Origin of the sequence: Flavobacterium sp. W1B, assembly GCF_047344965.1 — a bacterium.
GTDB lineage: Bacteria > Bacteroidota > Bacteroidia > Flavobacteriales > Flavobacteriaceae > Flavobacterium.
This window is the reverse complement of the sequence record NZ_CP178845.1, coordinates 1734184-1748656: the sequence shown is the minus strand read 5'-3', so window position 1 is coordinate 1748656 and position 14473 is coordinate 1734184. Positions and strand designations below refer to the sequence as shown.

11 protein-coding genes are annotated in these 14473 nt (G+C 37.1%); 7 read left to right on the top strand and 4 right to left on the bottom strand.

Annotated elements, in window-relative coordinates:
* Positions 1-469 precede the first annotated feature (469 nt).
* Positions 470-2689, bottom strand: coding sequence for a catalase/peroxidase HPI (gene katG, locus ACMDB5_RS07590; RefSeq protein ID WP_413997661.1), 2220 nt, complete (start codon positions 2687-2689; stop codon positions 470-472).
* Positions 2690-2882: 193 nt separating this feature from the next.
* Complete coding sequence (locus ACMDB5_RS07585) at positions 2883-4433, bottom strand: SDR family NAD(P)-dependent oxidoreductase (protein WP_414000371.1); 1551 nt, start codon at positions 4431-4433, stop codon at positions 2883-2885.
* 187 nt (positions 4434-4620) lie between these two features.
* Between ACMDB5_RS07585 and ACMDB5_RS07580 the strand changes: the two genes are divergently transcribed.
* The 6 genes from ACMDB5_RS07580 (at position 4621) to secA (ending at position 11615) form a co-directional block, all read left to right on the top strand.
* Positions 4621-5400: an O-methyltransferase gene (locus tag ACMDB5_RS07580; RefSeq protein WP_413997660.1), complete on the top strand. Its 780-nt coding sequence runs from the start codon at positions 4621-4623 to the stop codon at positions 5398-5400.
* Positions 5401-5430: 30 nt separating this feature from the next.
* Complete coding sequence (locus ACMDB5_RS07575) at positions 5431-6060, top strand: carbonic anhydrase (RefSeq protein WP_413997659.1); 630 nt, start codon at positions 5431-5433, stop codon at positions 6058-6060.
* A gap of 197 nt (positions 6061-6257) precedes the next feature.
* Positions 6258-6944, top strand: coding sequence for an ABC transporter ATP-binding protein (locus ACMDB5_RS07570; RefSeq protein ID WP_413997658.1), 687 nt, complete (start codon positions 6258-6260; stop codon positions 6942-6944).
* A 293-nt stretch (positions 6945-7237) separates the two neighbouring features.
* Entirely contained in the window at positions 7238-7807 is a 570-nt protein-coding gene (locus tag ACMDB5_RS07565; protein ID WP_413997657.1) for a cob(I)yrinic acid a,c-diamide adenosyltransferase, read from the top strand.
* Between the two features lie 151 nt (positions 7808-7958).
* Entirely contained in the window at positions 7959-8180 is a 222-nt protein-coding gene (locus tag ACMDB5_RS07560) for a DUF2795 domain-containing protein (RefSeq protein ID WP_007138072.1), read from the top strand.
* Positions 8181-8267: 87 nt separating this feature from the next.
* Positions 8268-11615 (top strand): preprotein translocase subunit SecA, encoded by a 3348-nt coding sequence (secA, locus tag ACMDB5_RS07555; RefSeq protein ID WP_413997656.1) that lies wholly within the window; start codon positions 8268-8270, stop codon positions 11613-11615.
* 135 nt (positions 11616-11750) lie between these two features.
* On the opposite strand, the gene ACMDB5_RS07550 is transcribed toward secA, so the two are convergent.
* Positions 11751-12719, bottom strand: coding sequence for a c-type cytochrome (locus tag ACMDB5_RS07550; protein ID WP_413997655.1), 969 nt, complete (start codon positions 12717-12719; stop codon positions 11751-11753).
* Positions 12720-12904: 185 nt separating this feature from the next.
* Positions 12905-13567 (bottom strand): TrmH family RNA methyltransferase, encoded by a 663-nt coding sequence (locus ACMDB5_RS07545; RefSeq protein ID WP_413997654.1) that lies wholly within the window; start codon positions 13565-13567, stop codon positions 12905-12907.
* 152 nt (positions 13568-13719) lie between these two features.
* Here ACMDB5_RS07545 and ACMDB5_RS07540 point away from each other — a divergent pair, with 152 nt between their 5' ends.
* On the top strand, positions 13720-14412 hold the full coding sequence (locus ACMDB5_RS07540; RefSeq protein ID WP_413997653.1) for an SIR2 family NAD-dependent protein deacylase: 693 nt from the start codon (positions 13720-13722) through the stop codon (positions 14410-14412).
* Positions 14413-14473 lie beyond the last annotated feature (61 nt).

Below are 14473 nucleotides of genomic sequence, written 5' to 3'. Positions count from 1 at the left end.
AATGAGTCGAAAATATAAATTTAAAAAAAAATGTTTCTTGTAAACTAAATAAACTACCATAAATGAGACAAACCATCAAACTGAATGAAAACCGAAAAAACTTCATAGTCAAGACTCTATTCTTGATGCTTATTATGACTTTAGGTTTCACGCTAATCTGTTTATATGACCCGATAAAGAAATTAATCTGTGGGGAAACTATCACTCTGACCGAATTCTTTTCTTATATTGAACTAAAGAGGCAAATACCGATTATTATTGCAATCCCAATTGCGATAAATTTTAAAGAATTGAAAAAAAAGCAACAATAATTTCCAAAAACCTGGCTTCTCGGATATTTCACAACAATTTTGCTGAAACTTTTTCGTGCCCGTAAAATGAAGCAACAAAGAAAAAACCACAACAAAATCAGATTCTGTTGTGGTTCTTTTTTATAATTATTTCTAAGACCTCTTTAAGCAATAAGAAATTATACTAGATTAAAACGATCTGCGTTCATTACTTTTGTCCAAGCTGCAACAAAATCATTTACAAATTTATTCTGAGCATCAGCACTGGCGTATACTTCAGCAACAGCTCTCAACTCAGAATTAGAACCGAATACTAAATCAGCACGAGTTCCTGTCCATTTTGGTTGACCCGTTTTACGATCTGTACCAATATAGATTTCTTTGCTTTCGTCCATCGCTTTCCAAGCTGTAGCCATATCTAATAAATTAACGAAGAAATCTGTCGTTAATTTTCCTGGACGATTGGTTAATACGCCATGTTTAGTTCCGTCAAAGTTTGTATCTAAAACTCTCAAACCACCAACTAAAACAGTTAATTCAGGAGAAGTTAATGTTAGCAATTGCGCTTTGTCAATTAATAATTCCTCAGTAGAAACAGCACTTCTGTTTTTTCTGTAGTTTCTAAAACCATCAGCAGCAGTCTTTAAGTATCCAACAGAGTCAATGTCAGTTTGCTCTTGAGTAGCATCAGTACGACCAGCAGTAAATGGGACTGCAACAGTTGTTCCTGCATCTTGTGCCGCTTTTTCAACAGCAACATTACCTGCTAATACGATTAAATCGGCTATAGAAACTTTTTTAGATCCGTTTGAAGCATTAAATTGACTTTGAACACTTTCTAAAGCTGTTAAAACTTTATTTAATTGAACTGGATTGTTTACTTCCCAACTTCTTTGTGGCTCTAAACGAACACGTGCTCCATTTGCACCACCACGTTTATCAGAACCTCTAAATGTTGATGCAGAAGCCCAAGCAGTAGCTACTAATTCTGAAACTGATAAACCTAATCCTAAGATTTGAGATTTTAAAGCAGCAATATCAGTAGCATCAACTAATTCGTGATCTATAGCAGGAACAGGATCTTGCCAAGTGAACTCTTCTTTAGGAACGTCTGCTCCTAAATAACGCTCACGAGGTCCCATATCGCGGTGTGTTAATTTGAACCAAGCTTTAGCAAAAGCATCAGCAAATTGATCTGGATTTTCGCGGAATCTTTTTGATATTTTTGCATATTCAGGATCAAATCGTAGCGATAAATCTGTCGTTAACATCGTTGGTTTGTGCATTTTGTTTGGATCGTGCGCATCTGGAGTAATCGCTTCAACATTTGTAGCAACCCATTGATGAGCACCCGCTGGACTTTTAGTTAATTCCCAATCAAAGTCTAATAAATATTCGAAGAATAAGTTAGTCCATTCTGTTGGTTTACTACTCCAAGTAACTTCAAGCCCTGAACTAATGGTGTCACCACCTTTACCAGTCCCGAAGCTATTATGCCATCCAAGACCTTGCTGTTCCATTCCAACAGCTTCTGGTTCTTTACCTACATGATCTACGGTAGAGGCACCGTGTGTTTTTCCGAATGTGTGGCCACCTGCAATTAATGCAACAGTTTCTTCATCATTCATTGCCATACGGGCAAAAGTATCTCTAATATCGTGAGCAGCTAAAAGTGGATCAGGATTTCCGTCTGGTCCTTCTGGATTCACGTAGATTAATCCCATTTGAACAGCAGCTAAAGGATTTTCTAAATCTCTCTCTCCAGTATAACGGGTATTAGGACCACCGCTTTCTTCTAACCATATTTTTTCAGAACCCCAATATACATCCATATTTGGTTCCCAAACATCAGCGCGACCACCGGCGAAACCTAATGTTTTGAATCCCATAGATTCTAAAGCAATATTCCCTGTAAGGATAATTAAATCAGCCCAAGAAATTTTATTGCCATATTTTTGTTTTATTGGCCAAATTAAACGACGTGCTTTATCCAACGATACGTTGTCTGGCCATGAATTTAATGGAGCAAAACGTTGTTGCCCTTCACCTGCACCACCACGTCCGTCTTGCACGCGGTATGTACCTGCACTATGCCAAGCCATACGAATAAAAAATGGTCCATAATGTCCAAAATCAGCAGGCCACCAATCTTGAGAATCTGTCATTAAGGCATGAAGATCTTTTTTTACAGCTTCTAAATCGAGTGACTTAAACGCTTCCGCATAATCAAATTCTTCACCCATTGGGTTAGATTTTGATGAATGCTGACGTAAAACATCAACTTTTAGTTGATTTGGCCACCAATTTTGGTTTTGTGTTCCATTAGCTGCACCTTGCTTTGTAGTACCACCCGAAAACGGGCATTTACTTTCACCATTTCCATTATTGTTATTTTCCATATTGTGTTTGATTTTAATTTTTTAGAGTTTGAATGCTAATTTAGCACAAAATTCCTTATCTAAATTATTTTTATGATAGATAAAAACTATACACACATCAAATAGCAACAACAAAAAACCACAACAAAATCAAATTCTGTTGTGGTTTGCTTCTATTATTCTTTATACTCAACCTTAATAAGTTAAAATACTTTTACCAAGGAATTGGGTTATAATCTTTCAAGAATTTCCCGCACCAATGCTTGCCGGTATTAATCCCGTCAAACAAGGGATCCATAACTCGCGCAGCACCATCCACAATGTCTAGTGGCGGTTGAAAATCTTCCAATTCTTGTTTCTTTTTGGCTAATTCTGCAGGATCTTCGTCAGTTACCCAACCTGTATCTACGGCATTCATAAAAATACCTTCTTTTGCCAATTCTCCCGAGGCGGTATGGGTAAGCATATTCAAAGCTGCTTTGGCCATATTGGTATGCGGATGGCGCGCCTCTTTAAAAAAGCGATGAAACTTCCCTTCCATGGCCGAAACATTTATGATGTGTTTTTGGCCTGTATTGTCTTTTTTCATCACTTCCGAAAGGCGGTTACACAACACAAAAGGCGCAACCGAATTCACCAATTGCACTTCTATCATTTCGGTGGTTTCTATTTGTCCCAACTTCAATCGCCAGCTATTGGTTTTCCTCAAATCCACTTGCTGCAAGTCGGCATCAAGTTCTCCTTCGGGGAAAACTTCATTTGCCACCAGCGCATTGTCAAAAGAATAGGGAATCTGGGATAATTTGGCGGAAGCCCGCAAACCGATTCCTGGTTCGGGTCCGTGCCAGGTCACTGGCATATTTTGATTAGAGGAAACTCCCGAGGTCAACACTTTTAGTTCATCCAGACAATCGGTATGATCCAACAATAATTCTTGTGCTTGTTGCGGCAAAGAGTTTATTGGGCGTTCTTCGTTTTCCATTAAATGCGTATAGAATCCCGAAGGTCGTCGCACGGTTTGCGCCGCATTGTTGATCAGAATATCCAATCGTCCGTACTTTTGTTCAATAAAATTGCAAAAGATTTCGACACTTGGAATATGTCTTAAATCCAATCCATGAATTTTTAGGCGATGCCCCCACTCCATGAAATCGGGTTCATCTGAAAACCGCAAAGCCGAATCCACCGGAAAACGAGTCGTCGCAATAACGGTCGCTCCTCCACGCAAAAGCATCAAAGTGATATGATAACCTATTTTTAAACGAGAACCCGTAATAACCGCAATTTGTCCTTTTACATCAGCAGTTTGAAAACGCTTAGCGTAATTAAAATCGCCACAATCGGTACACATCGTATCGTAAAAATGGTGCATTTTGGTAAATTCCGTTTTACATACGTAACAATTCCTAGGGGTTTCCAGTTCCAATTGTTCTTTATGAGCAAGATCATTGAAAGCCAATAATTTTGGCGCCACAAAAACGCTTGCTTCACGGGCATGACGAATTCCGGTTTCTTTTCTTGCCGTCCTGTCTTGCTTTTCTTTTTTGCGTTTGGCAACTAGTTTCCCGTCCTTTTTTCTGCGAGAAAGCTCGTCACGGTCTGGTCTGGAAAACATTCCCGCGGCTTTAATCAAGGCGGTTCTTTGGTCTTTATCAATGTCAAATATCTGATCCGTATTTGCTACCAATTGCTCCAATATGGCGATACATTTACCTATTTCTTCCGCACTAATTACAGTAGCCGTATCTATTTCTTCCTTCAACATCATAAAAACATATATCAATCTTGGCAAAAATACCAAGGCCGCAAATATAAGCTTTAAAGTCTTTATGTTTCAAAGTCTTAAAATCAAAATCTGCTGACTAAATGCCGACTATTTATTTCTCCTTATCGCCTAGTCCCTTTTTTGTATCTTCGCAGCTACTTAATAAGACTTCGTGTAATAAGCCTATATGCTATTTCAAATAAAATCCTATCTAAAATTCCTTTGGCACTCTAAGAACGAACATGCAGTGCATTCTCCGTTTGTCTTTAATTTGTTGACCAAATGCTTCTATGACCGAAAACCCAAACCGGAATATTCGATTTTACGGGAATATCGAAACTCACTTTTAAGGAATAAGAATTATGTTGAAGTAACCGATTTTGGCGCAGGATCGAAAGTTTTTAAATCTAATAAAAGACAAATTGCGCAAATTGCGCAAACCGCCGGAATTAGCCCAAAAAGAGCGAAATTATTATTTAGAATTACAAAATATTTTCAGCCTGATACAATTTTAGAAATCGGCACTTCGTTGGGATTGGCGACTTCTGCACATTCGTTAGGAAATCAAAATGCTAAAATAACAACGCTCGAAGGTTGTCACGAGACAGCAGCAATTGCGAAAAATCAACTGCAAAAGATCAACTGCAACAATATAGAATTTCAAGTAACTGAATTCGACAATTATTTACATTCTGAAAATCTAAAATCTAAGATCTTCAATCTGATTTATTTTGACGGTAACCATCAAAAACAAGCAACCTTAGATTATTTTGAACTTTTATTGCCAACGATAACTAACGATAGCGTTTGGATTCTTGACGATATTCATTGGTCTGCGGAAATGGAAGAAGTTTGGGAAATCATAAAAAAACATCCAAAAGTTACGGTAACTATCGATACGTTTCAGTGGGGATTGGTGTTTTTTAGACGAGAACAACCAAAAGAACATTTCATCATTCGCGCATAGATTATTATATTTGCAATCTAAATATACCACATGGACATCAAACAAATATTCGAGAATAACCGCAATTGGATTGCAAAAAAGCTTCAAAGCGATGATCATTATTTTGATAAATTAGCCGATGGACAGACTCCAGAATTCCTATACATTGGTTGTTCAGACAGTCGCGTTTCTGCCGAAGACCTGATGGGATTAGAACCTGGACAAGTTTTTGTACACCGAAATATTGCAAATATGGTTCCTAATACCGACCTGAATTCCATGTCAGTTATTAATTATGCCGTAACAAGTCTAAAAGTAAATCACATCGTAGTTTGCGGTCATTATGGCTGCGGTGGTGTACTTGCCGCCATGCAACAAGCCGATTTAGGGATATTAAACCCTTGGTTAAGAAACATTCGTGATGTCTATAGACTTCATAGAAATGAACTTGATGCTATAACGGATGAAGGCGAAAAATATAAAAGATTAGTTGAACTTAATGTTCAAGAACAATGTATTAATGTGATCAAAACCGCAGAGGTACAAAGAGCAAACAGACAACGAAATCTAAAAGTTTACGGTTGGGTTTTTGATATTCACACCGGAAAACTAATTGATTTAAATATTGATGTCGATGCGATATTTAAAGAAATAACATCAATTTACAAAATAGCTGACTAATTTCTAGCTTGCTTTTAAAACCTAAAAAATGACATCCATAACCGGTTGTCATTTTTTTTTGAGTTAGTTATCAATTCCTATTGTGAGTTTTCCATTACTTTTGTAACAAAAATGTATTTTTAGCAACTTATCTCTAATTCAAAAGTCTTTTGTACTTTTAAAAACGAGAAATCATAATCTATCAATTGTATCTGTAAATGGCAAATCCATTAATAAAAATAACCGACATCAAGAGAAATTTTGTTCTTGGAAATGAAATTGTCTATGTCCTAAAAGGCATTGATTTAGAAATAAACAAAGGCGAATATGTAGCATTAATGGGACCTTCGGGATCAGGAAAATCTACCTTAATGAATCTTTTGGGATGTTTAGACACACCAACTTCGGGAACTTACATCTTGAACAATAAAGATGTTAGCCACATGAAAGATGATGAACTGGCCGAAATACGAAACAAAGAAATTGGTTTTGTTTTCCAAACTTTCAACCTTTTGCCCCGAACAACGGCGCTAGACAATGTGGCCTTGCCTATGATTTATGCTGGTCATTCTAAATCTGAAAGGCATCTTAGAGCCAAAGAAGTCCTGACACAAGTGGGATTATCTGACAGAATGGATCACCATCCGAATCAACTTTCGGGAGGACAACGCCAGCGTGTGGCTGTAGCCAGAGCCTTAGTAAACAGCCCTTCGATCATTCTTGCCGATGAACCTACGGGGAATCTAGACAGCAAGACCTCTCTTGAAATCATGACCCTTTTTGATGAGATTCACGCTAATGGCAACACGGTAATCCTAGTTACTCACGAGGAGGAAATTGCCGAACACGCACACCGAATCATTCGCTTGCGAGATGGAATCGTTGAAAGCGATATTACAAAATAGTTTTTTCGGGAGCTTATCCGGCTATCCGTTACAATCTTTTCTTGAATCTTTCTGACTTATTAGTGTTAGAAGATTCAAGAAAAAGATTTTCACTTCTATCCGGGCTAGGGCAATCGTTTCTACCCAATTTTAAAAACAAATTATTGCATCCCAAAATGCAATAAACCCTGCCTGCATTTCATTTTCATTACAGACTCTGCAAAGGATTTTTTAGCAAAATAGTCGAATTAATACCCTAAATTTGTTGTGATTCCGAACAATCATCGAATCCGCAAACAAACAATAAAGCAAAAATGAAAGTATATACAAAAACCGGGGACAAAGGAACGACAGCTCTTTTTGGAGGAACCAGAGTCCCAAAAGATCATATCCGTATTGAAAGTTACGGCACCGTTGACGAACTGAATTCACATATCGGATTAATCCGAGATCAGGAAATGAATACACATTACAAGAAAATCCTGATTGAAGTACAGGATCGATTGTTTACCATAGGCGCCATTATTGCCACACCTCCCGAAAAAGAAGTGATGAAAAACGGAGAACTTCGTTTGAAAAAACTCGGAATCATAGAATCAGACATCGAATTATTGGAAAACGAAATCGATGCAATGGAAAATGAACTCCCGCCAATGACTCATTTCGTCTTACCCGGAGGGCATACTACTGTGTCATATTGTCATATAGCACGTTGTGTTTGCCGTCGTGCCGAGCGTTTAGCTGTTCATTTAAGCCATAATGAAGCCGTTGCCGAGATCGCAATCAAGTACCTAAACCGACTTTCTGACTACCTTTTTGTATTGGCACGAAAGTTGTCCCATGATTTGAACGCTGAAGAAGTACAATGGATTCCGAGGAAATAAAATTTTAGATTTTCTTCAATCAAACATCGTTAATCCGAGTTAAAAAATCAGCAATCAACAGCACGTTCTTAACTTTTTTTAAAATAAATGAATTTTTACTTGCCTTTTTCAGTAAAAATTTTATTTTTGCACAAAACTAAATCGACAAAAGATGTATTGGACATTAGAATTAGCATCCTACCTTAGTGATGCACCGTGGCCTGCTAACAAAGACGAACTTATTGACTACGCTATACGTGCAGGAGCACCATTAGAAGTAGTAGAAAACCTTCAATCTATAGAGGATGAAGGCGAAATATATGAATCAATGGAAGAAATTTGGCCGGATTACCCAACTGACGAAGATTATCTTTGGAATGAGGATGAATATTAAAAAAATTACCCAAGAAAAAGTCTCAAAAGAGGCTTTTTTTTTGGTTAAATTTACAGCTATAAAATAAATTAGAAATACAAATATATTATGAGTTTCATAAATAGCATTATTAAAGCCTTTGTTGGAGACAAATCCGAGAAAGATGTCAAAGCCCTACAGCCTTACTTAAACAAAATTAAAACCTTTGAAAGTAACTTAATTACATTATCACACGATGAATTAAGAGCGCGCACCTATTTCTTCAAAGATCAGCTAAAACATGCCAGAGCTGGAATTGACACTAAGATTGCTGCACTTCAACAAGAAGTAGAAGAAATTGAAGACATTGACAAGCGTGAAGACATCTATAACGCAATAGACACCTTAGAGAAAGAAGCTTACGAAATCTCTGAAAAAACATTATTAGAAATTCTTCCTGAGGCATTTGCCGTAGTCAAAGAAACAGCAAGACGTTTTAAAGACAACTCTCAAATTACGGTAACTGCTACTGCTAAAGACAGAGAATTTTCTGGAACTAAAACCTATGTTTCTCTTGATGGAGACAATGCTATCTGGCAAAACAAATGGAACGCTGCCGGAAAAGAGATCACTTGGGACATGATTCATTATGATGTTCAATTGATTGGAGGTATGGTATTGCACCAAGGGAAAGTTGCAGAAATGCAAACGGGTGAAGGAAAAACATTAGTGGCAACTTTGCCGCTATACTTGAATGCCTTGACCGGAAACGGAGTGCATTTAGTAACCGTGAATGATTATTTGGCAAAACGTGACAGTACTTGGAAAGCTCCTTTGTTTGAGTTCCATGGTATGACCGTAGATTGTATCGATAATCACCAACCTAATTCTGACGAAAGAAGAAAAGCCTACGAAGCTGATATCACTTACGGAACCAACAACGAATTTGGTTTTGACTATTTGAGAGATAATATGGCACATTCACCAAATGACTTGGTGCAAAGAAAACACAATTATGCGATTGTCGATGAGGTGGATTCTGTTTTGATTGATGACGCCAGAACGCCATTGATTATCTCTGGTCCGGTTCCTCAAGGTGACCGTCATGAGTTTAATGAGCTAAAACCAAAGATCGAAAACTTAGTTGGCCTACAACGTCAACTTGCAAATGGTTTTTTATCAGAAGCTAAAAAATTAATCAAAGAAGGAAATACTAAAGAAGGTGGTTTCTTGCTTTTAAGAGCCTACAGAAGTTTGCCTAAAAACAAAGCTTTGATTAAGTTTTTGAGTGAAGAAGGAATAAGACAATTACTTCAAAAAACAGAAAACCAATATATGCAGGACAACAATCGCGAAATGCACAAGATTGATGAAGCCTTGTATTTTGTGATTGAAGAAAAAAATAATCAGGTGGAATTGACCGATAACGGAATCAAATTCCTTTCTGGAGATACTGATGCTGACTTTTTCGTGCTTCCGGATATTGGAACCGAAATTGCCATCATCGAAAAGAAAAAGCTTGACAAAGACACTGAAGCGGAAGAAAAAGAAAGATTATTCCAAGATTTCGGTATCAAAAGTGAGCGTATCCATACTTTAACACAACTTTTGAAGGCCTACAGCCTTTTTGAAAAAGATGTTGAATATGTAATCATGGACAACAAAATTATGATTGTCGATGAGCAAACAGGTCGTATCATGGACGGCCGTCGTTATTCAGACGGATTACACCAAGCGATTGAAGCCAAAGAAAATGTAAAAATTGAAGCGGCTACTCAAACTTTTGCAACTGTAACGCTTCAGAATTATTTCAGAATGTACAACAAACTTGGTGGTATGACAGGAACAGCTGTTACCGAAGCAGGTGAGTTATGGCAAATCTACAAATTGGACGTAGTAGAAATCCCTACTAACAGACCAATTTCAAGACAAGACAAAGAGGATTTTATTTATAAAACGACTCGTGAAAAATTCAATGCCGTTATTGAAGATGTAACCCAATTATCTAATGCAGGAAGACCGGTTCTTATTGGTACTACTTCTGTTGAGATTTCGGAATTATTAAGCCGAATGCTTAAAATGAGAGGTGTTACGCATAATGTATTAAATGCAAAAATGCACAAACAAGAAGCCCAAATCGTTGAGGAAGCAGGAAAAGCCGGAGTGGTTACTATTGCAACCAATATGGCGGGTCGTGGAACGGATATTAAATTATCTGCCGAAGTAAAAGCAGCAGGCGGATTGGCAATTGTAGGTACAGAACGTCATGATTCCCGTCGTGTTGACCGTCAGTTGCGTGGTCGTGCAGGTCGTCAAGGAGATCCGGGAAGCTCTCAGTTTTATGTTTCTCTTGAAGACAACCTGATGCGTTTATTTGGTTCTGAAAGAGTAGCCAAAGTAATGGACAGAATGGGACTCGAAGAAGGAGAAGTTATCCAACATTCGATGATGACAAAATCTATCGAACGTGCTCAGAAAAAAGTAGAAGAAAACAACTTTGGAGTTCGTAAACGTTTGTTAGAATATGATGATGTAATGAATGCACAACGTGAAGTAGTTTACAAACGTCGTCGTCATGCATTATTCGGAGAGCGTTTGAAACTGGATATTGCAAATATGTTGTATGATACTTGTGAGCTTATTGTTCAGGACACTAAGGGTACAACTGACTTCAAAACTTTCGAATTTGATTTAATCCGTTATTTCTCTATTACTTCTCCGGTTACCGAAGCTGATTTTGCGAGATTGACAGAAATAGAATTAACAGGCAAAGTTTACAAAGAAGCTTTAAAATACTACAACGAAAAAACCGAACGTAGCGCCAGAGAAGCATTTCCAATTATCAAAAATGTTTACGAGGATAAAAACAACCAATTCGAACGCATTGTAGTTCCATTTACCGATGGTGTAAAATCATTGAACGTGGTGACTGATTTGAAAAAAGCGTATGATTCCGAAGGAAAACAATTAGTTGCCGATTTCGAGAAAAATATCACTTTGGCAATTGTTGATGAAGCTTGGAAAAAACACCTTCGTAAAATGGACGAATTGAAACAATCGGTTCAATTAGCCGTTCACGAACAAAAAGACCCATTGCTTATCTACAAATTCGAAGCCTTCAACTTATTTAACGGTATGTTGAACGGAGTAAACAAAGAGGTAATTTCATTCTTATTCAAAGGAGATCTACCACAACAAAGCGCTCCGGAAATTCAAGAAGCTAGAGAAGAAGTTCGACCAAAAGAAAAATTGCAATTAAGCAAAGACGAAATTCCTAATAGTGAAGCTGCAAATCGTGAAGCAGGCGAAACGCAACAACGACAAGTTACTGAAACTATCGTTAGAGATATGCCAAAAATCAACCGTAATGACAATGTAACTATCAAACAAGTAGCTACCGGAAAAACGGAAACGATGAAATACAAAAAAGCAGAAAGTCTATTAGCTTCTGGAGAATGGGTTATCGTTAATGAATAAATCCAAATAACAGATTCTAATCTGTGAAATGCAAAACCCCCAACTACTTTCGTAATTGGGGGTTTTAATTTTATCTATTGCTTATGATAAAAAATCTATTCTATAAATCGGCAATTACCTAATTCAAAATTAAAATCATGATTTTGAAAACTTGACGACTTCGTTTTTGATTGGTTTTATCGTTCTAAGATAGGCATAAATGGCTTTCAAATCCTCTGTTTTCATTTTGCCATACATAGTCCAAGGCATAATGGTGTTGGCATCTCCTTTTTCAACTTTTTCAGGAACAAAAGTACTGTCGCCATATATTTTAAAACGAGATACAAATTGCTGTTCGGACCAATTGCCAATACCTGTTTCTTTATCTGGAGTGATATTTGCCGAACGAATTACTCCACCAGTCGGCATTGGAAATTCAAAACCACCTGCCAATTCCATTCCGGCAACAGGAGCGCCTTTATCTTTTTTGGTATGACATTCAAAACAAGCCGCAGCATTGTACAAATATTCCCCATAAACTAGTGTATTTTTAGTATCCGGTATTTTAGAAAAACTTGCTTTTTGAGGAATCGTATTGATAATAAAATTCATTGGAAAATCAGCCTTAGATTTAGGCACATCATTTTTAATTGGTTTAAAAGTCCTCAAATAAGCAATAATCGAGATTAGATCCTCTTTATCCATTTTTCCATAATTAGGATGAGGCATCACCGGAAATAATGCCGAACCATCTTTACTGACACCGCTTGAAATAGCCCTCAAAATTTCGCCATCCGTCCAATTACCAATCCCATATGGAGTAATATTTCTTGCATAAAAGCTACCGGGAAAACCAATTTTTTGATCAAAAATCTCCCCGCCTTTACCCATCGTACCCGGAATCAAAGGTCCAGAATACCTACTCCAATCCCGTTCAGAATGGCAATCTACGCAAACAGCCACACTATTGGCTAAATACTCTCCTCTTGCTATACGTTCCGGACTAACATCAACTTTTAAATATTCTGCCTCACCAACATTAGGCAAAGCAAATCTGACAAACAATAAACCTACAATAACAATTAGGATCAATGCTACAAATACGGTTTTTACTATTTTCCACATGATTTATTTACTTTACATTAATATTCTAAAAAATTACATCTTCACAACAAAAACACAACTAATTAAAAATTAATTAGTTACAAGTAAAAATATAAAAATATTTTAGAATAACTGAAAATAATTTTCAGCCTTAAAATGTAGAGGAATTAGAAGTTTCTCCGCTATTTTATGTAAATCAATCCTAATTACCTTGGATTTTCTTCAAAATAACGTGCTTCGATTCTTTTGATGTCTTTTATGGAATTTCTGGCCCAAGCCAATCTTTTTACCAAAATCTCTTCTTCAGACAACTGCCAATCGATATTTGAACTTCGCAGTCTGTTAGTCAAATTCTGAATGATAATCGCAGCCGAAACTGAAATATTCAAACTTTCGGTAAAACCCACCATCGGGATTTTAAGAAAACCATCGGCACGTTGCAAAATTTCCTCCGACAAGCCATCTCTTTCCGTTCCAAAAAACAAGGCGCTGGGTTTTGAAATATCAAAATCTTCCAACAGGCAGTCATTTTCATGTGGCGTGGTGGCAATTATCTGGTAACCTTTGTTTTTCAGCGTATCCAGGCAATTCGAAACACTATCGAAAGCATTAATATCCACCCATTTTTGGGCACCCATTGCAATTTCCTTGTCGATACTTTTGCCGTAACGCTGTTCGATAACATTCAATTCCTGGATTCCAAAAACCTCGCAACTGCGCATCACCGCACTGGTATTGTGCATCTGAAAAACATCCTCGACAGCAATGGTAAAATGATTAGTCCTGTTTTCCAATACTTTCAAAAAGCGTTCTTTACGATTGTCAGTTAGAATATTTTCAAGAAAATTAAGGTAATCAATATCAATCATTGGGTCTGTTTTTTGGCAAAAATACTAAAATAGATTAGCTTTCATTAATACAACAAATTAATAAACCGCAAAAAAACTATATTAGCCACGAATTCACAAATTTTATTTTTCACAATTTGAAAATTCTTGAATTTGTGTCTAAAAACATAAAAATGAAAAAGAAATTAGTAGTTCTAAGCGGAGCGGGAATCAGCGCCGAAAGCGGCATCAAAACCTTTCGCGACAGCGATGGACTTTGGGAAGGTCATAACGTAATGGATGTTGCCACACCAGAAGGCTGGCAAAAAAATCCGGCATTAGTTCTTGATTTTTACAACAAAAGAAGACAGCAACTCAAGGAAGTACAACCCAATTTAGGACATCAAATTTTGGCCGAACTAGAAAATGAATTCGACGTATATGTAATCACCCAAAATGTCGATGATTTGCACGAACGCGCCGGAAGTACGAATGTCCTGCATTTGCACGGCGAATTGTTAAAAGTGAGAAGCTCCAAAAATGCTGATTATATTCTTAATTGGACTGAAGATTTGAATTTTGGCGATTTGGATAAAAACAAAAACCAATTACGCCCTCATATTGTTTGGTTTGGCGAGGAAGTCCCTGCGCTGGACGAAGCCATCGCTATTACAAAAACTGCTGATTATTTTGCCGTGATAGGCACCTCGTTACAAGTTTATCCTGCGGCAGGATTAATTGATTTCACCCGTTCGAATGTTCCTATTTTTTACATTGACCCAAAACCCATTAAGATTCCCAATCTAAGAAATCCACTCGAAATAATACCCGAAATAGCCTCTAAAGGAATGAAAACTCTAAAAAACAAGCTTATTTTAACTATTTAAGAAACCATTCCTTTTCGATTTTGCTTCTAAAAGTTTATATTTGTGGTTTTCGAACAAACAA